Source organism: Streptomyces sp. CB09001, from assembly GCF_003369795.1.
In the GTDB taxonomy this organism is placed as follows: domain Bacteria; phylum Actinomycetota; class Actinomycetes; order Streptomycetales; family Streptomycetaceae; genus Streptomyces.
The window spans coordinates 6,336,136-6,360,285 of record NZ_CP026730.1 but is presented as its reverse complement, the minus strand read 5'-3'; the positions used below and the strand labels follow the sequence as shown (position 1 = coordinate 6,360,285).

23 protein-coding genes are annotated in these 24,150 nt (G+C 71.7%); 17 read left to right on the top strand and 6 right to left on the bottom strand.

From position 1 onward, the window contains the following. Positions 1-113 precede the first annotated feature (113 nt). Positions 114-557: an SRPBCC family protein gene (locus C4J65_RS29440; protein WP_115745132.1), complete on the bottom strand. Its 444-nt coding sequence runs from the start codon at positions 555-557 to the stop codon at positions 114-116. 197 nt (positions 558-754) lie between these two features. Here C4J65_RS29440 and C4J65_RS29435 point away from each other — a divergent pair, with 197 nt between their 5' ends. From C4J65_RS29435 to C4J65_RS29415, 5 genes are all read left to right on the top strand, one after another. Continuing rightward, complete coding sequence (locus tag C4J65_RS29435; RefSeq protein ID WP_115745131.1) at positions 755-1,801, top strand: Rv2578c family radical SAM protein; 1,047 nt, start codon at positions 755-757, stop codon at positions 1,799-1,801. Positions 1,802-1,864: 63 nt separating this feature from the next. Beyond that, positions 1,865-2,164, top strand: coding sequence for an antibiotic biosynthesis monooxygenase family protein (locus C4J65_RS29430; RefSeq protein WP_115745130.1), 300 nt, complete (start codon positions 1,865-1,867; stop codon positions 2,162-2,164). A 179-nt stretch (positions 2,165-2,343) separates the two neighbouring features. After that, complete coding sequence (locus tag C4J65_RS29425) at positions 2,344-3,939, top strand: alpha/beta hydrolase (protein WP_115745129.1); 1,596 nt, start codon at positions 2,344-2,346, stop codon at positions 3,937-3,939. A 70-nt stretch (positions 3,940-4,009) separates the two neighbouring features. After that, positions 4,010-4,408, top strand: a complete 399-nt coding sequence (locus tag C4J65_RS29420; RefSeq protein ID WP_115745128.1) for a RidA family protein — start codon at positions 4,010-4,012, stop codon at positions 4,406-4,408. Next, entirely contained in the window at positions 4,405-4,944 is a 540-nt protein-coding gene (locus C4J65_RS29415; protein WP_115745127.1) for a GNAT family N-acetyltransferase, read from the top strand. The genes C4J65_RS29420 and C4J65_RS29415 overlap by 4 nt, the downstream gene beginning before the upstream one ends. Before the next feature lie 138 nt (positions 4,945-5,082). Here the strand turns inward: C4J65_RS29415 and C4J65_RS29410 are convergent, their stop codons facing one another. Beyond that, positions 5,083-5,676, bottom strand: coding sequence for an adenylosuccinate lyase (locus C4J65_RS29410; protein ID WP_115745126.1), 594 nt, complete (start codon positions 5,674-5,676; stop codon positions 5,083-5,085). A 388-nt stretch (positions 5,677-6,064) separates the two neighbouring features. Here C4J65_RS29410 and C4J65_RS29405 point away from each other — a divergent pair, with 388 nt between their 5' ends. The 10 genes from C4J65_RS29405 (at position 6,065) to C4J65_RS29360 (ending at position 18,332) form a co-directional block, all read left to right on the top strand. Beyond that, on the top strand, positions 6,065-7,870 hold the full coding sequence (locus C4J65_RS29405) for a 3-hydroxybutyryl-CoA dehydrogenase (protein WP_115745125.1): 1,806 nt from the start codon (positions 6,065-6,067) through the stop codon (positions 7,868-7,870). Positions 7,871-8,006: 136 nt separating this feature from the next. Beyond that, entirely contained in the window at positions 8,007-8,822 is an 816-nt protein-coding gene (locus C4J65_RS29400) for a TetR family transcriptional regulator (protein ID WP_115746685.1), read from the top strand. 338 nt (positions 8,823-9,160) lie between these two features. Continuing rightward, the gene (gene ccrA / locus C4J65_RS29395) at positions 9,161-10,498 is read left to right on the top strand and encodes a crotonyl-CoA carboxylase/reductase (protein ID WP_205351173.1); all 1,338 of its coding nucleotides are present in this window, start codon (positions 9,161-9,163) and stop codon (positions 10,496-10,498) included. Positions 10,499-10,508: 10 nt separating this feature from the next. Beyond that, positions 10,509-12,536: a protein meaA gene (locus C4J65_RS29390; RefSeq protein WP_115745123.1), complete on the top strand. Its 2,028-nt coding sequence runs from the start codon at positions 10,509-10,511 to the stop codon at positions 12,534-12,536. Beyond that, the gene (locus tag C4J65_RS29385; protein WP_109028468.1) at positions 12,533-13,495 is read left to right on the top strand and encodes a CoA ester lyase; all 963 of its coding nucleotides are present in this window, start codon (positions 12,533-12,535) and stop codon (positions 13,493-13,495) included. Before C4J65_RS29390 ends, C4J65_RS29385 begins: the two co-directional genes overlap by 4 nt. Positions 13,496-13,500: 5 nt before the next feature. After that, complete coding sequence (locus C4J65_RS29380; protein WP_115745122.1) at positions 13,501-14,013, top strand: MaoC family dehydratase; 513 nt, start codon at positions 13,501-13,503, stop codon at positions 14,011-14,013. A gap of 3 nt (positions 14,014-14,016) precedes the next feature. Further along, positions 14,017-15,222: an acyl-CoA dehydrogenase family protein gene (locus tag C4J65_RS29375; protein WP_115745121.1), complete on the top strand. Its 1,206-nt coding sequence runs from the start codon at positions 14,017-14,019 to the stop codon at positions 15,220-15,222. Between the two features lie 170 nt (positions 15,223-15,392). Then, positions 15,393-16,049: a phosphatidylserine decarboxylase gene (locus C4J65_RS29370; protein ID WP_087806130.1), complete on the top strand. Its 657-nt coding sequence runs from the start codon at positions 15,393-15,395 to the stop codon at positions 16,047-16,049. Between the two features lie 22 nt (positions 16,050-16,071). Beyond that, positions 16,072-16,890, top strand: coding sequence for a CDP-diacylglycerol--serine O-phosphatidyltransferase (gene pssA, locus C4J65_RS29365; protein WP_030178550.1), 819 nt, complete (start codon positions 16,072-16,074; stop codon positions 16,888-16,890). A 116-nt stretch (positions 16,891-17,006) separates the two neighbouring features. Next, positions 17,007-18,332, top strand: a complete 1,326-nt coding sequence (locus C4J65_RS29360) for a hypothetical protein (protein ID WP_115745120.1) — start codon at positions 17,007-17,009, stop codon at positions 18,330-18,332. Positions 18,333-18,421: 89 nt separating this feature from the next. On the opposite strand, the gene C4J65_RS29355 is transcribed toward C4J65_RS29360, so the two are convergent. Next, positions 18,422-19,564, bottom strand: coding sequence for a glycerate kinase (locus tag C4J65_RS29355; protein WP_115745119.1), 1,143 nt, complete (start codon positions 19,562-19,564; stop codon positions 18,422-18,424). A gap of 184 nt (positions 19,565-19,748) precedes the next feature. Between C4J65_RS29355 and C4J65_RS29350 the strand changes: the two genes are divergently transcribed. Beyond that, on the top strand, positions 19,749-20,243 hold the full coding sequence (locus C4J65_RS29350; protein WP_115745118.1) for an NUDIX hydrolase: 495 nt from the start codon (positions 19,749-19,751) through the stop codon (positions 20,241-20,243). 40 nt (positions 20,244-20,283) lie between these two features. After that, positions 20,284-21,009, top strand: coding sequence for a Sir2 family NAD-dependent protein deacetylase (locus tag C4J65_RS29345; protein WP_115745117.1), 726 nt, complete (start codon positions 20,284-20,286; stop codon positions 21,007-21,009). Positions 21,010-21,043: 34 nt separating this feature from the next. Here the strand turns inward: C4J65_RS29345 and C4J65_RS29340 are convergent, their stop codons facing one another. From C4J65_RS29340 to C4J65_RS29330, 3 genes are all read right to left on the bottom strand, one after another. Beyond that, complete coding sequence (locus tag C4J65_RS29340) at positions 21,044-21,913, bottom strand: LLM class flavin-dependent oxidoreductase (protein ID WP_115745116.1); 870 nt, start codon at positions 21,911-21,913, stop codon at positions 21,044-21,046. Between the two features lie 181 nt (positions 21,914-22,094). After that, complete coding sequence (locus C4J65_RS29335; RefSeq protein WP_115745115.1) at positions 22,095-22,589, bottom strand: methylated-DNA--[protein]-cysteine S-methyltransferase; 495 nt, start codon at positions 22,587-22,589, stop codon at positions 22,095-22,097. Between the two features lie 38 nt (positions 22,590-22,627). Beyond that, positions 22,628-24,100, bottom strand: a complete 1,473-nt coding sequence (locus C4J65_RS29330; RefSeq protein ID WP_115745114.1) for an AlkA N-terminal domain-containing protein — start codon at positions 24,098-24,100, stop codon at positions 22,628-22,630. Positions 24,101-24,150 lie beyond the last annotated feature (50 nt).

Here is a 24,150-nt window from a genome sequence, read left to right as displayed (position 1 = left end):
CCTGAGGCGACAACTGCGAACAAGTGCGACGAGTTACGGACGTGCGGTGGGTTCGCACGGAGATCACTCGAACCGGTGAGGCGGCCAACGGCCGCCCCGTGCCTGCCGTTTGGCTACTTCTCGACCTCGGCGGCGAGCTTGGCGAGCAGGGCGTCGTAGATCCGGGCGAGGCCCTTGGGGGCGAAGGTCTTCTCGAAGAAGCCGCCGACTCCGCCCGCACCCTGCCAGGTGGTGAGCACGACGACCCGGGACTTGCCCTCGCCCGCCGGGGTGACCCGCCAGGTGGTCACCATGGACGAGTTGCGGTCCTTCTCGACCAGCTCGCCGTCGGTCGGCTCGGTGACCTCCAGCAGGCAGTCGCGGACGCGCTTGCTGGTGGCCTGGAGCTTCAGGTGCACGAGGGTGCCCTCGCCGTCGCCGCCCTCCCGGACCTCGTACTCGCTGAAGTGCTCGGGCAGCAGCTTCTCGCGGGTGCCGCTGTAGTCGGCGAGGGTGTCGAACACCGTCTCCGCGTCCGCTGCGACGATCCGCTCCGTCGTCGCCTCGACCTGCGCCATCGGGTTCCTCCAGGGCCTGGTTCTCGGGTTCGGGGCAAGCCAACCACCCCGCCGCCCGGCCACCAAATCGGGGGGCGCGAAGCGGCCCCGCGCGACTCGCCCGCAGCCTCGTCCGCACGGCTCGCCCGCGCGGCTCGCCCGCACGATCAAGGGAACAAGTGTTCTATTGTGTCGGCAGTGCTACCGAGGAGGCCTCAATGCGCTGGGAGAACCTCACGGACTCCGACCACGCCCGGGCGGCGGACACCGCGCTGTTCGGCGCGGACGCCGTCGTCACCCGCACCTTCGACACGCCCGAGTTCAGAGGCATCACCTTCCACGAGGTGCGGGCCCGCTCGATCCTGAACCGGGTGCCGGGGGCCTCGCGCATGCCGTTCGAGTGGACGGTGAACCCCTACCGGGGCTGCACGCACGCGTGCGTGTACTGCTTCGCGCGCAAGACGCACAGCTACCTGGACCTCGACACGGGACTCGGCTTCGACTCGCAGATCGTCGTCAAGGTGAACGCGCCCGAGGTGCTGCGCCGCCAGCTGGCCTCGCGCCGCTGGCAGGGCGAACACGTCGCGATGGGCACCAACGTCGACTGCTACCAGCGCGCGGAGGGCCGCTACCGGCTGATGCCGGGCATCATCGAGGCCCTCACCGAGCGCGCGAACCCCTTCTCGATCCTCACCAAGGGCACGCTGATCCTGCGCGACCTGGACCTGCTGACCCGGGCGGCACAGGTGACGGACGTGGGCATCTCGGTCTCGGTCGGCTTCACCGACGCGGAGCTGTGGCGCACCGTGGAGCCGGGCACCCCGGCCCCGGAGCGCCGGCTCGAAATAGTCCGGGCCCTCGGCGAGCGCGGCATCGGCTGCGGGGTGCTGATGGCACCGGTCATTCCCTTCCTCGGCGACGAACCGGCCCAGCTGAGGGCCACCGTGCGTGCCATCGCCGCCGCCGGTGCCACCTCGGTCACACCCCTGGTGCTGCACCTGCGTCCGGGCGCCCGCGAGTGGTTCATGGCCTGGCTCGGCCGGCACCACCCGCACCTGGTCCGCCGGTACGAACGGCTGTACGCGGACGGCGCCTACGCCCCGAAGTGGTACCAGCGCAGGATCACGCGTCAGGTGCACGACCTGGCCCGCGAGTACGGCATCGGTCCCGCGCGCGCGGGGATGCCGCGAAGGACCGGGGAGCCTGAGCACTCGCGCCCGGCCGAACCCACGTCCCCGGAGCCGGTCCAGCTCTCCCTCATCTGACAGCCTTCGGGTACGCGCTCCGGTCGAAGAAGCCGGCCCCGCCCAGAGTGAAAGGGATCCTCCATGGCCTACGGATGCATCGCTTCGATGAAGACCCGGCCCGGCTTCCGCGAGGAGGTGGTCACCCTTCTCCTGAGCGCCGCCGACGGTATGCGGGACGCCGGATGCGAGCTGTATCTCGTGGGAGCGTCCGAAGACGACGAGACGACGATCTGGGTGACCGAGGTGTGGCGGACGAGGGAACATCACGACGCCTCGCTGGAACTGCCCGCGGCGAAGGACGCCATCGGCCGGGCCATGCCCATGCTGACGGGGGAGTTCACCAAGCAGGAGATGTCGGTCGCGGGCGGGCTCGGGCTCTGACGGCACCGTGAGCCCACCCGGAGCGGCCGAGTAAGAGCATTGGAGGGCATCTTCCGGCCCAATCGGGTCAAGTATGGACGGCTCTCGTTCTTCCGAAGGCGCTCCCCGGGACGATCCGGCGGGGACCGCGACCCGCGCGGACCGCAGCCCCGCCGTCCTGGGAGTCCTGGGAGATCGCCATGAGACAACGCGCAGCCGTGCTGTGCGGTGCCGCCGTCATCGCCGCCGGCACCGTCACCGCCGTCCCCGCCGACGCGAGCGCACCACGGCCCACGCACCCCGCGACCGCGGCGCCCGCGGCGGGCCCGCACTGGGAGAAGTGCGCCACGGAGGACTACCCGACGCTCCAGTGCGCGTCCCTGAAGGTGCCGCTCGACCACGCGCGTCCGCGCGGGCGGCAGATCACGCTGGCGCTGTCCCGCGTCCCGCACACCGCCAGCACGTACCAGGGCCCCCTGCTGGTGAATCCCGGCGGTCCCGGGGGCAGCGGGCTGACGCTCGCCGGGTTCGTGGCGTCGTCGCTGCCCGCGAAGGTGGCCGCCCAGTACGACGTCATCGGCTTCGACCCGCGCGGCGTGGGCAGGAGCAGTCCCGCGCTGGACTGTCTGCCGGGGCACTTCGACCCGGTGCGGCCCGACTCGCTGCCGGACACGCCGGACGTCGAGCAGGCCAACCTCGCGCGCGCGAAGTCCTTCGCCGACGCCTGCGGCGGGAAGTACGCGGACGTGCTGCCGTACATGGGCACGGTCGACGCGGCGCGGGACGTCGACGCGATCCGCGCGGCACTCGGCTCGGAGCAGCTCAACTACTTCGGCTACTCGTACGGCACCTACCTGGGCGCCGTCTACGCCAGGCTCTATCCGGACCGGGTGCGGCGGCTGGTCCTGGACTCCGTCGTGGGGCCGGACGACGTCTGGTACGACGCCAACCTCAACCAGGACCTCGCCTTCAACGACCGCCACCGGGCGTTCCTGGCCTGGATCGCCGAGCACGACGCGGACTACGGTCTGGGCAGCGACCCCGAGCGGGTCGAGGCCGCCTGGTACGCCATGCGGACGGCGCTGGCGAAGCGGCCGGCCGGCGGGCAGGTCGGCGCCTCCGAGCTGGAGGACACCTACCTGCCGGGCGGGTACTACAACGGCTACTGGCCCTACCTGGCCGAGGCGTTCGCCGCCTACGTCAAGGACGAGGACACCGGCCCGCTGGTCGAGGCCTACGAGAACTTCGGCGCCCTGGGCGACTCCGGGGACAACGGCTACAGCGTCTACACCGCGGTGCAGTGCCGCGACGCCGACTGGCCCCGGGACTGGGACGAGTGGCGGGACGACAGCTGGGACCTGTACGAGAAGGCACCCTTCATGGTGTGGAACAACGCCTGGTACAACGCGCCCTGCGCGTTCTGGCCCACGGGGTCCAGGCAGCCGGTGGACGTCGCCAACGACGGGCTGCCCCCGGTCCTGCTGTTCCAGGCGACCGGCGACGCGGCCACGCCGTACGAGGGCGGCGTCGCCGCGCACCGGCTGCTGCACGACTCCGCCCTCGTCGTCGAGGAGGGCGGCGGGAACCACGGCATCACGCTGAGCGGGAACGACTGCCTGGACGAGCACCTGGCGGCCTACCTGACCGACGGTACGGTGCCGCGCGGCGACGGTGGCGAGGCGGAGGCGGACGCGGTGTGCCCGGCACTGCCCGAACCGAAGCCTCTGGAGTCCAAGGCGGCTTCCACGTCCTCGCGGGGTTCGACCCTGCACGGACTGCTCGGCTTCCGCGGCTAGCCGTCCCGTTGCCGCACGTCGGCCGCACCCCCTCGGCGGCGTTGTCAGTGGCGTGGTCCACGATGGACGCATGAGTGAGCTGACCAGGATCCCGGCCCCCGAGGGCGTCGCGCCCGCCGCGCAGTACACCCATGTCGTCCTCGGCACCGGGCGGTTCGTGGCCGTCTCGGGGCAGCTCGCCCTGGACGAGGACGGCAGGGTGGTCGGCGCGGGCGACCCCGCGGCCCAGGCCCGCCAGGCCTTCGAGAACCTGCGGCGGTGCCTGGCCTCGGCCGGAGCGGGCTTCGACGACGTGGTGAAGCTGACCTTCTTCGTCACGGACATGGCCCACATGGGCGCGATCCGCGCCGCCCGCGCCGAGCACATACCCGACGACCGGCTGCCGGCCGCCTCCGCGGTGCAGGTGGCCGCGCTGGTCCGGCCGGAGTTCCTCATGGAGATCGAGGCGTTCGCGGTCGTGGCGCCGTGAGCGGTCCGCGGCCGCGCGTGCGGGTGCGGGAGATGGCCCTCGCGGACTGCGACCGGGTGTCCCTGATCCGGGTCCGGGGCTGGCAGAGCGCCTACCGGGGCCTGATGCCGCAGCCGTACCTCGACGCGATGGACGCGGCCGCCGACGCCGAGCGCCGCCGCTCCCTGTTCGCCCGGCCCCCAAAGGGCTTGGTGAACCTGGTCGCCGAGGACGAGGGCGGCGAGGTCGTCGGCTGGGCCTGTCACGGTCCCTACCGGGACGGCGAGGCGCGCACCGCGGACGCCGAGTTGTACGCCCTCTACGTCGACACCGGACGGTTCGGCGCGGGCATCGGGCAGGCGCTGGTCGGGGAGTCGGTACGCCGGTGCCGGGCCGCCGGGCACGCGCGCATGCTCCTGTGGGTGCTCCGGGACAACACCCGCGCCCGGCGCTTCTACGAACGGGCGGGTTTCCGCCCCGACGGAGCCGAGGAGCCCTTCGAGGTGGAGGGCGTCGCCGTGCCCGAGGTGCGGTACGCCCGGACGCTGGACGACTGACGGCCCGTCACCGCGCGGCATCGGCCCGTCGCTGGGGGCCGGCCCGTCGCTGTGGGGCGCCGGCCCGTCGCTGTGGGGGCGGGCGGCCCGTCGTCCGCGGGGCGCCGGCCCGTCGTCGCCGGGCCACCGGCCCGCCGCTCACCGCTGCCCCGGGATGCGCGCCAGGGCCCGCACCGCCGCCTCCGCCAGCGCCGGGTGGGCGAGGGCGTCGTTCAGGACGGGGCCGGCGCGGTCGTCGCCGAGGGCACCGAGGCCCTCGACGCAGGCGAGCGCGACGCGCCGGTACGGGTCGTGCGGGCGCAGCCGCCGCTCCAGGGTGGTGATCAGCGCGGGCACCGCCTCGGGGGCCCGCAGCTCGACCAGCAGCCGTACCGGGTGCAGGGCGTAGGCGACCCGCAGTTCGTTGGTGGCGAGGGCCGCGGCCGCGCGGGCGGTCCGCGGGTCGTCCAGGCGCGCCAGGGCGTGCGCGGCCGAGGCGCAGCGGGGCGGGTCGCGGTGGTTCAGCAGGAGTACGAGCGACTCGAACGCTCGCCGGTCCCCCGCCACTCCGAGCCGGAACGCGGCCAGTTCCCGGGCCCAGAGCGGGTGTCCGGGCTCGGTGAGCACGGCGGCCAGCTCGTCGTGGTCACCGGTTGCCGCGAGCCGGTCGTACACCGCCGCCGCCTCCGGACCGCCCGACGCCCCCGACTCGGCCCGTAAGCGCTCCGTGAGCGCTCGCAACTCTTCGTCCATGACACCGAGGTTAGGGGCGTCACACCCCGTCTGGGACGTACATCACGAACGTCGGGGGCTGGCGCGCTCGTTACCCGCGGGTTAACCTCAGACGAGCGGGTCACCCACCCGCAGCAACTCCTCACGGTGGTCTGGTGACGCAACCACCGGGAGGGCAGTCGGTCCGGTACCTCGGGTACCGCATCAGGACTCGGCCTCGGGACAGGGCCGGTCACAGGCCGCCGGGCGGGCGTGTGCACGCCTCCCGGGACGGCACCGGGCGTGTGCGCGAGTCGGCCCGGCAGCACCCGCACTCCCTTCCTTCTCCTCCTCCTTCTCACGCACCCGGTGCGCCCCGCGGCGTACCCGGGCGTGTTCCCGTCGTCACCCCTCATCCTGGAGTCCCGCGATGGCCACTCCCCTGTCCGACACTCCTCTGTTCCCGCTCCGCACCGTCGCCGTCGTCGGCCTCGGCACCATGGGCACCGGCATCGCCGAGGTCCTGGCCGGAGCCGGCCGCGAGGTCATCGGCATCGACGTCAGCGAGGCGCAGGCCGTCAAGGCGGTCGCCGCGCTGGAGTCCTCCACCGCCCGTGCCGTCGAGCGCGGGCGCCTGACCGGGCAGGAGCGCGCCGACGCCCTGGGCCGCGTCCGCACCTCCACCGACCTGCGGGCGGCCGCCGGCGCCGACCTGGTGATCGAGGTCGTTCCGGAGTCGTACGAGATCAAGCAGCGGGTCTTCCGGGAGCTGGACGGGATCGTGCGTCCGGAGGCGATCCTGGCGACCGGCACCAACGCGCTGTCCGTCACGCGGCTGGCCGCGGACTCGGCCCGCCCGGAGCGGGTGCTCGGCCTGCACTTCTTCAACCCGGCGCCGGCGATGAAGCTGGTCGAGGTCGTCTCCTCGGTGCTGACCGCGCCCGCCGCCGTCACGGCCGTCACCGACCTCGCCCTCGACCTCGGCAAGGAGCCGGTCGCGGTCGGGGACCGGCCCGGCTTCGTCGCGGACGGGCTGCTGTTCGGCTACCTCAACCAGGCCGCCGCGATGTACGAGGCGAACTACGCCTCCCGCGAGGACATCGACGCCGCGATGCGGCTCGGCTGCGGCCTGCCGATGGGGCCGCTGGCCCTGCTCGACCTGGTGGGCGTGGACACCGCGCGTACGGTTCTGGAGGCCATGTACGCCGCCTCCCGGGACCGGCTGCACGCCCCCGCCCCGATCCTCAGGCAGCTCAGCGAGGCGGGTCTGACGGGGCGCAAGGCGGGGCGCGGCTTCTACACCTACGAGGCGCCGGGCAGCGCGGTCGTCGTGCCGGACGCGCTGACCCCCGCCGGGGACGGCGCCCCGGTCGCCGGGCGGCCGGTCCGCGCGGTGGGCGTGGCGGGTTCGGGCACTATGGCGTCCGGCATCGCCGAGGTGTTCGCCAAGGCCGGGTACGAGGTCGTGCTGGCCGCCCGCAGCGCGGAGAAGGCGCAGACGGCCAAGGCCCGCATCGGGAAGTCGCTGTCGCGGTCGGTCGACAAGGGACGCATGAGTGCCGAGGCGGCCGCGCAGACGCTGGAGCTGATCACTCCGACGGGCACGTACGACGACTTCGCCGACGTCGACCTGGCCGTGGAGGCAGTCGCCGAGGACCTGGACGTCAAGCGGCAGCTGTTCGGCACGCTGGACAAGGTCTGCAAGCCCGGCGCGGTGCTGGCCACCACCACGTCCTCACTGCCGGTCGTCGCCTGCGCCCGTGCCACCTCGCGCCCGCAGGACGTGATCGGGATGCACTTCTTCAACCCGGCCCCGGCGATGAAACTGGTCGAGGTGGTCCGCACCGTGCTGACCGCCGACGACGTGCACGCCACCGTCCACGAGGTCTGCGCCAAGGTGCGCAAGCACGCCGTGGACTGCGGCGACCGGGCCGGGTTCATCGTGAACGCGCTGCTGTTCCCGTACCTCAACAACGCGGTCAAGATGGTGCAGGAGCACTACGCGACCCTCGACGACATCGACGCGGCGATGAAACTGGGCGGCGGTTACCCGATGGGCCCGTTCGAGCTGCTCGACGTGGTCGGACTCGACGTGTCGCTCGCCATCGAGAAGGTGCTGCACCGGGAGTTCCGCGACCCGGGCCTCGCACCGGCGCCGCTGCTGGAGCACCTGGTGGCCGCGGGCTGCCTCGGCCGCAAGACGGGCCGCGGTTTCCGCGAGCATGCCCGCCGCTGAGCCGCCGGGCGACTGGCCGCGGTCCGCGGAGGACTGGGGCGGACTGCTCGATCCGGCCGGGTCTCCCCCGCCCCGCTCGGGCGGGGGAATCCCCGGTCACGCGCATGATTGCGCCCGCATGCAGTACGTTCGGGTCATGCCCCAGCCCGCCAAGTCCTCACGTACCTCAGCCACGTCCGACGCGCCGGAGAGCGCAGCCGGCAGCCGGGCCGCCGCCCAGCGGCTCAAAATGCGCCGGGAACTGGCGGCGGCGGCGATGGAGCTGTTCGCGACCAAGGGGTACGAGGCGACCACCGTCGACGAGATCGCGGCCCAGGCAGGGGTCGCCCGCCGCACCTTCTTCCGCCACTTCCGCTCCAAGGAAGAGGCGATCTTCCCGGACCACGACGACACCCTGGTACGGGCCGAGGCGGTGCTCAACGCGGCGCCCGCGCACGAGCATCCGCTCGACACGGTGTGCCGCGGCATCAAGGAAGTCATGAAGATGTACGCGGCCCGGCCGGAGATCTCGGTCGCCCGCTACAAGCTGACGCGCGAGGTGCCCACCCTGCGCGAGGCGGAGATCGCGTCGGTGGCCCGTTACGAGCGGCTGTTCACCCGCTATCTGCTCGGCCACTTCGACGAGCACGCGCACGACGACGACGCGGGCGACGACCCGCTGCTCGCGGAGGTCGCGGCGTCCGCCGTGGTGACCGCGCACAACCACGTGCTGCGGCGCTGGCTGCGGGCGGACGGGCAGGGTGACGTCGAGGCCGAGCTGGACCACGCCTTCGCGATCGTGCGGAAGACCTTCGGGACGGGCATCGGGGCGGGACGCGGCACGGCCGCCACCGCCCGTCCCGTCGCCTCCTCCGCCTCCGTGCAGGGCGAGGTGCTCGTGACGGTGGCCCGCACCGACGCGCCGCTGCACGAGGTCATGCGCACCATCGAGCAGGCTCTCAAGGAACGCTGACAGTCCCCTCCGCACCGTTCCGCTCTGTGACGACGGCCACCCACCGGGTGGCCGTTTTTGCATGTCGGCGCCCCTTTTTCACCTTCGGCGGGAGATGATTCGATCGATCATCGCTCATCTGTCACGTAAAGAATTCATCTGAGAACAGTTTCTGGCACTCAGTGCCTTGCGGGGTGACACGCGGTGTCATACGTTGAAGGTGTTCGGGCTGTCCCCGCACCTCATCCCCTGCGCGTCCGAACGCCTGCGTCACAGGCACACCCTCACCTCAGCAGCACCGACGTAACCCTCAGCGCCCCTCCCTCAGGGCGCTCACCGCCGGAGGCAACACCGTGACCGTGAAGGACATCCTGGACGCGATCCAGTCGCCCGACTCCACGAAGGCCGACATCGCCGCGCTGCCGCTCCCCGAGTCGTACCGCGCGATCACCGTGCACAAGGACGAGACCGAGATGTTCACGGGCCTCGACACCCGCGACAAGGACCCCCGCAAGTCGATCCACCTGGACGACGTGCCGGTGCCCGAGCTGGGCCCCGGCGAGGCCCTGGTGGCCGTGATGGCCTCCTCGGTCAACTACAACTCGGTGTGGACCTCGATCTTCGAGCCGCTGTCCACCTTCGGGTTCCTGGAGCGCTACGGCCGGGTCAGTGACCTCGCCAAGCGCCACGACCTGCCGTACCACGTCATCGGCTCCGACCTCGCGGGCGTCGTCCTGCGCACCGGCCCGGGCGTCAACGCCTGGCAGGCGGGCGACGAGGTCGTCGCGCACTGCCTCTCCGTCGAGCTGGAGTCCTCCGACGGCCACAACGACACGATGCTCGACCCCGAGCAGCGCATCTGGGGCTTCGAGACCAACTTCGGCGGCCTCGCGGAGATCGCGCTGGTCAAGTCGAACCAGCTGATGCCGAAGCCCGCCCACCTCAGCTGGGAGGAGGCCGCCGCTCCGGGCCTGGTCAACTCCACCGCGTACCGCCAGCTGGTCTCCCGCAACGGCGCCGGCATGAAGCAGGGCGACAACGTGCTCATCTGGGGCGCGAGCGGCGGACTCGGCTCCTACGCCACCCAGTTCGCCCTCGCCGGCGGCGCCAACCCGATCTGCGTCGTCTCCAGCGAGCAGAAGGCGGACATCTGCCGGGCGATGGGCGCCGACGCGATCATCGACCGCAGCGCCGAGGGCTACCGGTTCTGGAAGGACGAGAACACCCAGGACCCCAAGGAGTGGAAGCGCTTCGGCAAGCGCATCCGCGAACTCACCGGCGGCGAGGACATCGACATCGTCTTCGAGCACCCCGGCCGCGAGACCTTCGGCGCCTCCGTCTTCGTCACCCGCAAGGGCGGCACCATCACCACCTGCGCCTCGACCTCGGGCTACATGCACGAGTACGACAACCGCTACCTGTGGATGTCCCTGAAGCGCATCATCGGCTCCCACTTCGCCAACTACCGCGAGGCATGGGAGGCCAACCGCCTCGTCGCCAAGGGCAAGATCCACCCGACCCTCTCCAAGGTGTACTCCCTCGATGACACCGGCCAGGCGGCCTACGACGTCCACCGCAACCTCCACCAGGGCAAGGTCGGCGTGCTGTGCCTGGCGCCCGAGGAGGGCCTGGGCGTGCGCGACCACGAGAAGCGCGCGCAGCACCTCGACGCCATCAACCGCTTCCGGAACATCTGAGGAGCGCCACGTGACTGAGCGTCAGAAGGACCGGCCGTGGCTCATGCGCACCTACGCCGGTCACTCCACGGCCGAGGCGTCCAACGAGCTGTACCGGCGCAACCTCGCCAAGGGACAGACGGGTCTGTCGGTCGCCTTCGACCTGCCGACCCAGACCGGCTACGACTCCGACCACGTCCTCGCCCGCGGCGAGGTCGGCCGGGTCGGGGTGCCGGTCGCGCACCTCGGTGACATGCGCCGGCTGTTCCAGGACATCCCCCTGGAGCAGATGAACACCTCGATGACCATCAACGCCACGGCCATGTGGCTGCTGGCGCTCTACCAGGTCGTAGCGGAGGAGCAGGGCGCGGACATCACCCAGCTCCAGGGCACGACCCAGAACGACATCGTCAAGGAGTACCTGTCCCGGGGGACGCACGTCTTCCCGCCGGGGCCCTCGCTCCGCCTGACGACCGACATGATCGCGTACACGGTCTCCCACCTGCCCAAGTGGAACCCGATCAACATCTGCAGCTACCACCTCCAGGAGGCGAGCGCCACGCCGGTGCAGGAGATCGCGTACGCGATGTCCACCGCGATCGCCGTCCTCGACGCCGTGCGGGACAGCGGTCAGGTGCCGCAGGAGCGCATGGGCGACGTGGTCGGCCGCATCTCCTTCTTCGTGAACGCGGGCGTGCGCTTCGTCGAGGAGATGTGCAAGATGCGCGCCTTCGGCCGCATCTGGGACCGCGTCACCCGTGAGCGCTACGGCATCGAGGACCCCAAGCACCGCCGCTTCCGCTACGGCGTCCAGGTCAACTCCCTGGGCCTGACCGAGGCGCAGCCGGAGAACAACGTCCAGCGGATCGTGCTGGAGATGCTGGCGGTCACGCTCTCCAAGGACGCACGCGCGCGTGCCGTGCAGTTGCCGGCCTGGAACGAGGCGCTGGGCCTGCCCCGCCCCTGGGACCAGCAGTGGTCGCTGCGCATCCAGCAGGTGCTGGCGCACGAGAGCGACCTGCTGGAGTACGAGGACATCTTCGAGGGCTCGAAGGTGATCGAGGCGAAGGTCGAGGAACTGGTCGAGGCGGCCTTCGCGGAGATCGGGCGCATCCAGGAGATGGGCGGCGCGATGGCCGCCGTCGAGTCCGGCTACCTCAAGTCGCAGCTGGTCGCCTCGCACGCCGAGCGCCGGGCCCGGATCGAGTCCGGCGAGGAGAAGATCATCGGTGTCAACGCCTTCGAGGGCACCGAGCCCAACCCGCTGACCGCCGACCTGGACACCGCGATCCAGACGGTCGACCCGGCGGTGGAGGCCCGTGTCATCGCCTCGCTGCGGAACTGGCGGGACACCCGCTACCAGCCGCCCTTCAACCACCCGCGCCCCTGCAAGGCGCTGGAGAAGCTCAAGGAGGCCGCGCGCGGCACCGGCAACCTCATGGAGGCCACCCTGGAGTGCGCCCGGGCCGGCGCCACGACCGGCGAGTGGGCCGGGGCGCTGCGCGAGGTGTTCGGCGAGTTCCGGGCGCCGACCGGCGTGTCCTCGGCACCGGTCGCGGTCACCGCCGAGGAGGGTTCGGCCCTGTCGCAGGTGCGCCGCAAGGTGGAGCTGACGGCCAAGGAGATGGGTGTCGGCAAGCTGCGCTTCCTGGTCGGCAAGCCCGGCCTGGACGGCCACTCCAACGGCGCCGAGCAGATCGCCGTGCGGGCCCGCGACGCCGGGTTCGAGGTGGTCTACCAGGGCATCAGGCTCACCCCCGAGCAGATCGTGGACGCCGCCCTCGCGGAGGACGTGCACGCGGTGGGCCTGTCCATCCTGTCCGGCTCGCACGCACAGCTGGTGCCGGACGTACTCGAACGGCTCCGTGTGGCCGGTGCCACAGACATCCCGGTGATCGCCGGTGGCATCATCCCGAACGGTGACGCCGAGGAACTGCGGGCCGCGGGAGTGGCCGCGGTCTTCACCCCGAAGGACTTCGACATCACCGGCATCATCGGCCGGATCGTCGACGAGATCCGGTACGCGAACAAGCTCGACCCCCTGGAGGTCCCCGCATGACCACGGTCAACCGTCTCCGCCCCCGGCGTTCCTGCCTGGCGGTCCCGGGAAGCAACCCGCGCTTCCTGGAGAAGGCCCAGGGCCTCCCCGCCGACCAGGTTTTCCTCGACCTGGAGGACGCCTGCGCACCCCTCGCCAAGCCGGAGGCGCGGCACACCATCGTCAAGTTCCTCAACGAGGGCGACTGGACCGGCAAGACCCGCGTCGTGCGCGTCAACGACTGGACGACCGAGTGGACGTACCGGGACGTGGTGACGGTGGTGGAGGGCGCGGGCCCGAACCTGGACTGCATCATGCTCCCGAAGGTCCAGGACGCCCAGCAGGTCGTCGCCCTGGACCTCCTGCTCACCCAGATCGAGAAGACGATGGGCTTCGAGGTCGGCCGGATCGGCATCGAGGCGCAGATCGAGAACGCGCAGGGCCTGAACAACGTCAACGAGATCGCCCAGGCCAGCCCGCGTGTCGAAACCATCATCTTCGGTCCGGCCGACTTCATGGCGTCCATCAACATGAAGTCGCTGGTCGTGGGCGAGCAGCCGCCCGGCTACCCGGCGGACGCCTACCACTACATCCTGATGAAGATCCTGATGGCCGCCCGCGCCAACGACCTCCAGGCGATCGACGGCCCCTACCTCCAGATCCGCAACGTGGACGGTTACCGCGAGGTCGCGCAGCGCGCCGCCGCCCTCGGCTTCGACGGCAAGTGGGTGCTGCACCCGGGCCAGGTCGAGGCGTCCAACGAGATCTTCTCGCCCTCCCAGGAGGACTACGACCACGCCGAGCTGATCCTGGACGCGTACGACTACTACACGTCCGAGGCGGGCGGCAAGAAGGGCTCGGCGATGCTCGGCGACGAGATGATCGACGAGGCCAGCCGCAAGATGGCGCTGGTCGTCTCCGGCAAGGGACGTGCGGCCGGCATGCGGCGCACCAGCAAGTTCGAGATCCCGGAGGGCTGAGGGCGATGCAGTTCGGACGCACCTACGAGGAGTTCGAGGTCGGGGCGACCTACAAGCACTGGCCCGGGAAGACCGTGACGGAGTACGACGACCACCTGTTCTGTCTCCTCACCATGAACCACCACCCGCTCCACATGGACGCCAACTACGCCGAGAAGACGACGGACTTCGGGAAGAACGTGGTGGTCGGCAACTACATCTACTCACTCCTGCTCGGCATGTCCGTCCCGGACGTCTCCGGCAAGGCGATCGCCAACCTGGAGATCGAGTCGCTCAAACACGTGGCGCCGACCTTCCACGGCGACACGGTCTACGGCCAGACGACCGTGCTCGACAAGTGGCCCTCCAGGTCGAAGAACGACCGCGGCATCGTCCACGTCGAGACCAAGGGCTACAAGCAGGACGGCACGCTGGTCTGCGTCTTCCGCCGCAAGGTGATGGTGCCGACCGAGACGTACACCAAGGAGCGCGGCGGCGAGCAGCCCGGCCGGCCCGAGCTGAGGGAACAGGAGAAGTAAGCGATGGCCCGTCTCGCCCAGACCGCCGGTCTGACCGACGTCCAGCAGGAGATCCTCTCCACCGTCCGCGACTTCGTGGACAAGGAGATCATCCCGGTCGCCACCGAGCTGGAGCACCGCGACGAGTACCCGCAGGACATCGTCGACGGACTCAAGGAACTCGGCCTGTTCGGCCTGATGATTCCCGAGGAGTACGGGGGCCTGGGCGAGTCGCTCCTGACCTACGCCCTGTGCGTGGAGGAGATCGCCCGCGGCTGGATGTCGGTGTCCGGCATCATCAACACGCACTTCATCGTGGCGTACATGCTCAAGCAGCACGGCACGCAGGAGCAGAAGGACCACTTCCTGCCCCGCATGGCCGCGGGCGACATCCGGGGCGCCTTCTCGATGTCCGAGCCGGCGCTGGGCTCCGACGTCTCGGCGATCTCCTCGAAGGCGGTGCGGGACGGCGAGGAGTACGTCCTGAACGGCCAGAAGATGTGGCTGACCAACGGCGGTACGTCGTCGCTGGTGGCCGTCCTGGTGAAGAGTGACGAGGGTCACCCCGAGGGGACCGCCCCGCACAAGTCGATGACGACCTTCCTGGTGGAGAAGGAGCCCGGTTTCGGTGAGGTCCGCCCGGGGCTGACCATCCCCGGCAAGATCGACAAGATGGGCTACAAGGGTGTCGACACCACCGAGCTCATCATGGACGGCCTGCGCATTCCGGCCAATCGTGTGCTCGGCGGCGTCACCGGCCGAGGTTTTTACCAAATGATGGACGGTGTCGAGGTCGGCCGGGTCAACGTGGCGGCCCGTGGCTGCGGCGTCGCTCAGCGTGCCTTCGAGCTCGGTGTCCAGTACGCCCAGCAGCGTCACACTTTCGGCAAGCAGATCGCCCAGCACCAGGCCATCCAGTTCAAGCTCGCGGAGATGGCTACCAAGGTGGAGGCGGCCCATGCGATGATGGTGAACGCTGCGCGCAAAAAGGACTCGGGCGAACGAAACGACCTGGAAGCGGGGATGGCCAAGTACCTCGCCTCCGAGTACTGCAAGGAGGTCGTGGAGGACGCCTTCCGGATCCACGGCGGGTACGGCTTCTCCAAGGAGTACGAGATCGAGCGCCTCTACCGCGAGGCGCCGATGCTGCTCATCGGTGAAGGCACCGCCGAGATCCAGAAAATGATCATCGGCCGCCGGCTGCTCGAAGAGTATCGATTCCAGGGTTAGATGTCCGGATACGGGGTGTTTTCTTGGAGAAGAAGGTCACACCCCGTAGGCAGTGTTCGGCCGCCGACTCATCTTCCTGGCTTACCCAGTTGCGGCGCGGAGCCGCTACGATCGCCGGAAAGCCGCCGTCCCCCGTCATAGCGCGGCATCATCCGCTACGAAGGTCATCCATGCCCCACAGCCAAACCTCTGCACCTCGCGACAGCCTCGCCGGCGTACGCCTCGCGCGCGGAGCCTCGCCGTGGCTTCTGCCGACCGTCGCCACCGCAGCCGTCAGCCTCCTGCGGGCCCGCCGTTCCGGCGCCGCCAAGGCCGTCGCCGTCCCCGCCACCGCGCTCGCGGCGGGGATGCTGTGGTTCTTCCGCGACCCCGAGCGCGAGATCACCCAGGGCCGGGTCATCTCGCCCGCCGACGGTGTGGTGCAGAGCATCATGCCGTGGAAGGACGGCCGTACCCGCGTCGCGATCTTCATGAGCCCGCTCAACGTCCACGTCAACCGCGCCCCGCTGGCGGGCACGGTGACGTCGGTCGAGCACGTGCCGGGCGGCTTCGTTCCCGCTTTCAACAAGGAGAGCGAGAACAACGAGCGCGTCGTGTGGCACTTCGACACCGAGCTCGGCGACATCGAGATGATCCAGATCGCCGGCGCGGTGGCCCGCCGCATCGTCCCGTACGTGCCGCAGGGCACGAAGGTCGAGCAGGGCGAGCGGGTCGGTCTGATCCGCTTCGGCTCCCGCGTCGACCTGTACCTGCCGGAGGGTGTCGAGGTGGATGTCGAGGTGGGTCAGAAGACGGTGGCTGGGGTGACTCGAATTGACCGTGGTTGATCCGCAGACCCAGGCCGGATGGGTGCCGGAGGCCGACGAGGTGGACGACGAGGAGGAGATGCCGCTCTCGCTCCGCCTGTCGATAGCGGACACGCTCACGCTCGGCAACGCCACGTGCGGCTTCATGGCGGTGTACTTCACCACCACCGGCATCCTCATCCCGCACCTCATGGGCAGCGACGAGTCGGGCATGGCCCGGCACAGCGCGGCCACCGCGGTCATCCTGATGCTGTGCGCGGCGATCTTCGACCTGTTCGACGGCCTGGTCGCCCGCAAGCTGCGGTCCTCGCCGATGGGCGCGGAGCTGGACAACCTCTCCGACCTGATCAGCTTCGGCCTCGCGCCGGCGTACTTCGTCCTCGTCTACGGCATGGTCGCGGACGACGCCTACCAGCGGGTGGCGGCGGTGGGGGCGATCGTGGTGCTGCTGGCGGTGGTGCTGCGGCTTGCGCGGTTCTCCTGCGTCACCGTCAAGGACGGCACGTTCCAGGGCATGCCGTCGCCGTTCGGGGCGCTGACCGTGGTGTCGATCGTGCTGCTGGAGCTGCCGTTCGTGGCGACGCTCTTGGCCATCCTGGGCACGGCCTGGCTGATGGTGAGCCGGGTCGAGTACCCGAAGCCGCGGGGGCGCCTCGCGGTGGCGATGCTGTCGTGGATCGTCCTGTCGATGGGGCTGCTGGCCGGCTGGGCGTTCGACGCGCCGAGCGGACAGCTGCTGCTGCAGACGGGGTGCGCGCTGCAGTTGGTGATGGGGGCGGTGATCCCCCTGTTCGCCACCGCTCGCAGGGTGAACAACTTCCGTGACAACCGGCGGGAGGCGCGGGCGGCGCAATTGCCGTGACGGCACCCGACAGCATTCTGGCAGGGCCCTGAACCCCGGACGTGGGGTTCAGGGCCCTTCGCAGTGCCCCGGTCCGAGGGGAGCGCCTGTCGGTGCCGCATGGCACCATCTGCGCCATGACCGAGAGCCTGCTACGCGACAACCAGAGCAATTACGACGCCGCGGTTCACACCCTTGCCGAGTTGCTGAACGCAGACTTCGGCGACTGGGAACTGGCCACGGTCAGAGAGCTGGCGGGCTCCCGTCCGACGTGGCAGCTGGGAAAGGTGTACGACGGGCAGGTGGTGGTCACTCCCGGCTGCCCCGGCACCGATCTGGTGCTTGACGCGGGCAAGCTGGGCTTCGAGTCCACGCGGTACACGTTCGGGCAGGTGCCGCTGCTGGACCACCCCTACCGTTCCCGGCCGGGCGGCGCAGCCGCCTCCCGTACAGCCGGGCTCGCGCAGGCGCTTGCAGCCGTGGGGGACCCCGTGCGGTACGAGGACTGCGGCGGTGCCCCCGGCCTGCGCTGGCACGGGGAGCGCCACACCGTGATCTTCCAGAGCAGCCGGCGCGGCAGCAATCTGTGGGTACACCCGGTCTCACCGCTGCACGGCGGCGCCGCCGAGCGCGCGGAGGCAATGCGCGACGGCGGCAGGCCCGGTGAGCGGGAGAGCGTGCTCTCGTACCCTTCCGGTGCCACGCTCGTCGAGCGGCGGGCCGCCTTCGGCGAGCTCTACGACGCCGTCGTCGGCCGCATCGGTCACCCCACCCTGTACGGCGGGTCGGCTACGGGGCCCGGCGTGCGCTGGCGCGACGAGCGGCGGCTGCTGGCCCTGAACGGGGACCGGGCGGGTGCCTGGCTGGAGGTGCACGACACCGAGGAACTGGAAACGGAGGAGCACCGCACGTTCAAGTGGGGCGGGCCGTGGAACGCGGAGGAGCCGCCGGACTACACGCATCTGCCCTATCTGTGGCAGTTGCACCGTGGTGGCCCCGGCTGGAGCCCGAGCGTGTACCCGGGCGGGCGGCTGGCGCCGGACCTGGGCCACCTGCTGGAGGCACTCACCCTCTTGCTCGGTTCGCTCGTGGAGCACCTGCCGCCACAGGTCGGCCTGAACTGGGCAGGATTGGTGATCACTCACAGGAACCGTGACAGCGTGCGGGTCGCGTTTGATCCCGAGGCAGGGCTGCGGGTCCTGCGTACGGACCGTGCCCAGGAGGACTCCGCCGAGCGTGCGGAAGCCATGCGGGCGATGGGCTGGCGGACCCGTGAACGCTGGGGCTGGAGTACCGCGTTTCCCGAGACGGACGAGGACTTCGCCGAGCGGGCCGCCCGCCTGATCGTCGACCAGTTGCGCGCGGACGGGGTGACGCTTCCCGGGGAAGAGTGCGGCCTGCGTGACGTGACCTGCAACGACTCAGGCACCCTCGATCTCTATGGAGCGGGTATCGGGCGCTGAGTCCCGATTTCCCCCTCGCCCGTTCCCGTCCCGGCTGCGCCCGGGGCGGGAACGGGAGAGGGTGCGGCGCAGAGGGTGTGAGGATCCCGCTACGCCACGAAGTCCCGCGCGACGGACTCGGCCACCCGCTCCAGGATCGGCCCCGCGTCCGCGATGCACTTCGCCACGTCCGGCTCCACATCCGTCAGCGGATACGCCCGCCGGATCCCCGCCCGTCCCAGCGTCTCCGCCGGCAGCGCGAGGCGCCCGCACACCGCGACGACCTCCTTGCCCGCCGCCCGTGCCGCAGCCGCGACACCCGCCGGCGCCTTCCCGTGCAGGGTCTGCTCGTCCAGCGAGCCCTCCCCGGTGATCACCAGGTCCGCCCGCTCCAGCGCCGGCGCGAAGCCCAGCACGTCCAGCATCACCTCGATGCCGGGCCGGAACCGCGCGCCCAGCAGCATCGCGCCGAACCCGATGCCGCCCGCCGCCCCCGCGCCCGGGGACGCGGCGTACTCGGCGGCCCGCGCGCCCACGCCCTCCGTCCGCTCCAGCACCTTCGCGAAGTGCGCGAGGGCCGCGTCCAGGGCCGTCACGTCGTCCGGCGAGGCACCCTTCTGCGGCCCGTAGACCGCCGGGGCGCCCTTCGGCCCGGTCAGCGGATTGTCGACGTCGCTGGCGAGCACCAGCTCCACGTCGGACAGGCGGGGGTCCAGGCCCGACAGGTCGGCCGAGGCCAGGCCCGCGAGGCCGCCTCCGCCGGGCGCGACCGGCTCGCCGTCCCCGTCCGGGAACCGCGCGCCCAGCGCGGCCAGCATCCCGGCGCCGCCGTCCGTGGTGGCGCTGCCGCCGACCCCGAACACGATCGTCCGCGCCCCCGCGTCCAGCGCGGCCCGCAGCAGCTCGCCCGAGCCGTACGTGGACGCGGTCAGCGGTGCGAGGACGCCCTCCGGGAGCCGCTGGAGGCCGCTGGCCTCGGCCATCTCCACGACGGCGGTGTCGCCGCGCAGCGCGTACGCCGCCGTCACCTCCTCGCCGAGGGGACCGGCGACCCGTGCCTCCCGGCGCTCGAACCCGGCCGCGACCGCGGCGGCCACCGTGCCGTCGCCGCCGTCGGCGACGGGCAGCGTCTCGACCAGGACGTCCGGCACGACGCGACGCAGTCCTGCCGTGACGCGCTCGGCGACCTCGACGGCCGTCAGCGAGCCCTTGAACTTGTCCGCGGCGACGAGGACCCGTCGGGTCCCGTCCACAGCAGCGTCAGCCACCTTGCTCTCCCCTTGCTCTCCGAGCCTTGCGCACGTCAAGGCAGTCGCGCCGCTGCGACCCTAACCGGAGGACGCCCGCGCCGTCATGCCCTGCCCACACCGTGGAACCTCCCGTGCACCCGCCCCGGGAGTGCGCCGGGCCCGGGCCGGGCCTCGTTACCCTTCCGGGATGACCACTGCTGACTACGCCACCTACATCGCCGGTCTGCCCCGCGTCCTCGCCGGTGCCGCCGCGGTCTTCCGGGACGCCGGAGGGCGGGTGCTGCTCGTCGAGCCCAACTATCGCGAGGGGTGGGCGCTGCCCGGCGGGACGATCGAGTCCGGGGACGGGGAGACCCCGCGGCAGGGCGCGTGGCGGGAGACCCTGGAGGAGATCGGGCTCGACGTGCGGATCGGACGCCTGCTCACGGTGGACTGGGTGCACGGGCCGGGCAGGCCGCCGATCGTGGCGTACCTGTACGACGGCGGGGTGCTGTCGGAGGACGACCTCAAGGCGATCCGGCTGCAGGAGGAGGAGCTGCTGTCCTGGCGGCTGGTGCCGCGCGGGGAACTCGGCGACCACCTGCTCGGTTCCCTGCACGGCCGGGTGCTGGCCGCACTGGACGTACTGGCGGACGGCTCCGGCACGGCCGAACTGGTCGACGGCGTACGGGTCGACCGATAACCGTTCGCCGACCGCACCCCGGCGCCCTACCCTCGACCGCATGACCGGCAAGCCTCTCGTCGCCATCCTCAGCGGTGCCGGTGTCTCCACCGACTCCGGCATCCCCGACTACCGCGGTCCGAACGGTCTGTGGCGGCGCGACCCGGAGGCCGAGAAGCTCGTCACGTACGAGTACTACATGGGCGATCCGGAGATCAGGCGGCGCTCCTGGCTGATGCGGCGCGACACCGCGGCGCTGCACGCCGAGCCGAACGCGGCGCACCGCGCGGTGGCCGACCTGGAGCGGCGCGGGGTGCCGGTCCGCGTGCTCACGCAGAACGTGGACGGTCTGCACCAGCTCGCCGGCGTCTCCGCCCGCAAGGTGCTCGAACTGCACGGCACCGCCCGCGCCTGTGTGTGCACCGGCTGCGGGGCCCGGGGCCCGATGGCGGACGTCCTCGCCCGGATCGAGGCCGGTGAGGACGATCCGCCGTGCCTGGACTGCGGCGGCGTCCTGAAGTCGGCGACCGTGATGTTCGGCGAGCGCCTCGACCCGGTGGTGCTGGGCGAGGCGGCCGCCATCAGCAAGGCGTGCCAGGTGTTCGTCGCCGTCGGCACCAGTCTCCGGGTGGAGCCCGCCGCCGGACTGGCCGGCGTCGCCGTCGAGCACGGGGCCCGGCTGATCGTGGTCAACGCGGAGCCGACGCCCTACGACGACCTGGCCGACGAGGTGGTCCGGGAGCCGATCGGCACCGCCCTGCCCGAGCTGCTGCGCGGGCTGGGCTGAGCCGCGGCGGCGGGAACCGAAAGCCGGAGGTCCGTCAGAACAGGGCGTCGGCGAGGCGGTCGACCTGGTCGGGGTCCGAGGACCAGCAGTACAGCACGACCTCGTCGGCGCCGATGTCCCTCAAGGCGTCGACGGCGGCGCGGATCTCCCGTGCGGTGGTGAGCAGGCCGTTGGTCATGTACTCGGCGCGTCCGGTGAAGGCGTAGTAGCCGCCGAGGGCGCGACGGGCCCGCTCCACCGTGTCGTCGGGGCCGAGGGCGACGCTCGCCTGGGCGACCAGGCGCGGCCGGCCCGGGCGGTCGTGCTTCCGCCAGACCGCCTCGACCTGGCGGAACAGGCCACTCATGTGCGCGGCGGGCAGCGCGGCGCCGAGGAAGCCGTCGCCGAAGCGGCCGACCCGTTCCAGGGCGGCCGGGGCGAAGCCGCCGAACAGCACCCGCGGGCCGCCGGGCGTGGCGGGGCGGGGACCGATGGGGCCGACGTCCCGGCCGTAGGGCTCGCCGTCCCAGGTGCGGCGCAGGAGGGCCATCTGCTCGTCGAGGCGGCGGCCCCGGCGGTGGAGGTCGATGCCGGCGGCGAGGCAGTCGTCGGCCCGCCCGCCGACTCCGATGCCGAGCGTGAAGCGGCCGCCCGACAGCCGGTCGAGGGTCGCGGTCTGCTTGGCGAGCAGCGCGGTGTTGTGGACGGGGGCGATCAGTACCTCGGTCTGCAGGCGGATGCGGGAGGTGGCGCCGGCGAGGGTCGCGAGGGTGACCAGGGGCTCGGGGTTGTCGTAGACGAGCCGGTCGAGCAGGCCGAGCGTGCTGAAGGGGAGCGCGTCGGCGCGCCGGGCCCAGGTCGACAGCAGGGCGGGGTCGTCGACGGGCAGGCCGAGGCCGATGTGCGGGCGGTGCGTGGAATGCATGGGTGCGGTCCTCCGGAGGGCATGCCGAGAAGTGGCGCCGCCCCTCCGTGGTCCCGGGCTGCTGTGCGCGGGCCTGCTCCCCATCTGCGGCATCGTTCGGGAGAGCGTGGTCTTCAGAGTCCGGTGAGCGTAGCGGGCCCCGCGGCGCGCGGGCAACGCGTTTTCGCCGGAGCCGACGCGGCTAGAACAGGGCCTCCGGTCCCGCCGCCCCCCGCTCGAAGTCCAGCAGCCGCTGCTTGCGTTCCAGGCCGCCGCCGTAGCCGGTGAGGCCGCCGCTCGCGCCGATGACGCGGTGGCAGGGGACGATGATGCCGACCGGGTTGCGGCCGTTGGCGAGGCCCACCGCGCGGGAGGCGGCCGGGTTGCCGAGGGCGGCGGCGAGTTCGCCGTAGGTGCGGGTCTCGCCGTAGGGGATCTTCCGGAGCTGCGCCCAGACGGTGCGCTGGAACGGGGTGCCGTTGAGGCGCAGGCCGAGGGTGAAGTCCTTCAGTTCGCCGGTGAAGTAGGCCTCCAGCTGCTCCTCGGTCTCGGCGAAGGGGCGTTCGTCGCGTGCGCCGAAGGTCTCCTCCGCCGGGCGGTGGCGCTGGTCGGTCATGTAGAGGCCGCACAGGGCGCCGTCCTCGGCGACGAGGGTGAGGGCGCCGTAGGGGCTGTCGATCACGGTGTGCTGTTTCACGGGTTTCGCTCCGGCTCCTCGGACGGGCTCGAACGGGCTCATACGGGCAGGAAGTTGATCGGGTGGTCGTCGGTCGCCCACAGGTACTGGACGGCGTACGCCCGCCAGGGCCGCCAGGCCGCCGCGCGGGCGGTGAGCGCGGCCGGGGTGGAGGGCAGGCCCAGTCCGGCGGCGGCGCGGCGGATGCCGAGGTCGGTGGGGAGGAAGGCGTCGGGGTCGCCGAGGGCGCGCATGGCGATGACGTCGGCGGTCCAGGGGCCGAAGCCGGGGAGGTCGAGGAGCCGGGCGCGGGTCTCGGCCCAGTCGCTCTCGACGCCCGGGTTGACGGAGCCGTCGGCCAGGTGGGCGACCAGGGTGGTGAAGGTGGTGCGGCGGGTCCTGGGCATGGCCAGGGTCTCCGGGTCCACCGCCGCCAGCGCCCCGGTGGAGGGGAAGAGGTGGGTGAGGCCGCCCTCGGGGTCGTCCACCGGATCGCCGTGCCCGGTGACCAGGCGGGCGGCGTGGGTGCGGGCGGCGGCGGTGGAGACCTGCTGGCCGAGCACGGCCCGTACGGCGAACTCCGCCTCGTCCACCGTGCGGGGGACCCGCCGGCCGGGGGCCTTGTCGACGAGCGGTGCGAGCAGCGGGTCGGTGCGCAGCTGGTCGTCGATCGCCGTCGGGTCGGCGTCCAGGTCGAGCAGGCGCCGGCAGCGGCTGATGGCGACGGTCAGGTCGCGCGGGTCGCTGAGGGTGAGGCGGCAGGCGATGTGGTCGGGGTTCGGGGTGAGGGCCACGATGCCGTGACCGTACGGGAGGCGCAGGGTGCGCCGGTACGCGCCGTCCCGCCACTCCTCCACGCCGGGGACGGCGGTGGCGGCGAGGTGGCCGAAGAGGTTGTCGGGGTTGAGCGGGGTGCGGAAGGGGAGGCGGAGGGACAGGGCGCCGGGGGCGGTGGGGGCCGGGCGCCTCTTGGGGGCGCGGGTGCGCAGTTCGCTCGGGGAGAGGGCGTAGACCTCGCGGACGGTGTCGTTGAAGGTGCGGATGGAGGAGAAGCCGGCCGCGAAGGCGACGTCCGCCATGGGCAGTGGGGTGGTCTCGATCAGCAGCCGGGCGGTCTGGGCGCGCTGTGCGCGGGCGAGGGCGAGGGGGCTCGCGCCGAGTTCGGCGAGGAGCTGGCGTTCGACCTGGCGGGTGCTGTAGCCGAGGCGGGCCGCGAGGCCGGGTACGCCCTCCCGGTCCACGACGCCGTCGGCGATCAGGCGCATGGCGCGGGCCGTGAGGTCGGCGCGCAGGTTCCACTCGGGCGAGCCGGGGCTGGTGTCCGGGCGGCAGCGTTTGCACGCCCGGAACCCGGCCTGCTGGCAGGCCGCCGCGCTCGGGTAGAAGGTCATGTTCTCGGGCTTGGGCGGCACCACGGGGCAGCTGGGCCGGCAGTAGATGCGGGTCGTCAGGACGGCCGTGAAGAACCAGCCGTCGAACCGTGCGTCCTTCGACCGGACGGCGCGCGCGCAGCGCTCGGTGTCGGTGTGCATTCCCGTCTGCATGTGTCCAGGATGGTGCACCGGACGGGCCGGGGCTGGCG